Genomic DNA, 389 nt, shown 5'->3' with positions numbered 1-389 from the left:
CGGTGGCTGCGCGGCGCCTACCAGGGGCAGTGGAACGATGACTTCCACAATGCGCTGCACGTGATGCTGACCGGCGAGCAGGAAGGCTATTACGCGGCCTATGCCGGTCGCGCCGAAGCACTGCTGGCGCGCTGCCTGGCCGAAGGATTCGCCTGGCAGGGTGAACCGGACCTGCGCGGCAATCCCCGCGGCGAACCCAGCGCCGACCTGTCGCCCGCGCGTTTTGTGGTATTCGCGCAGAACCATGACCAGGTGGGCAACCGCGCTTTCGGCGAGCGCCTGTCGATGCTGACCGATCCTGCGCCGCTGCGCGCGGCGCTGGCGCTGACCCTGCTGACGCCGATGATCCCGCTGCTGTTCATGGGCGAGCCGTGGCAGGCGCAATCGCC

The 389-nt window shown here is 68.9% G+C and carries 1 pseudogene; it reads left to right on the top strand.

The features are described 5' to 3' along the window. Positions 1–389: pseudogene (locus tag ACNFOC_RS55810) on the top strand (malto-oligosyltrehalose trehalohydrolase); the annotation flags it as partial.

The sequence above is a fragment of the Streptomyces colwelliae genome (genome assembly GCF_048158785.1).
In the GTDB taxonomy this organism is placed as follows: domain Bacteria; phylum Actinomycetota; class Actinomycetes; order Streptomycetales; family Streptomycetaceae; genus Streptomyces.
The sequence above is the reverse complement of the archived record's forward strand: the minus strand, read 5'-3'. Positions and strand labels throughout refer to the sequence as shown.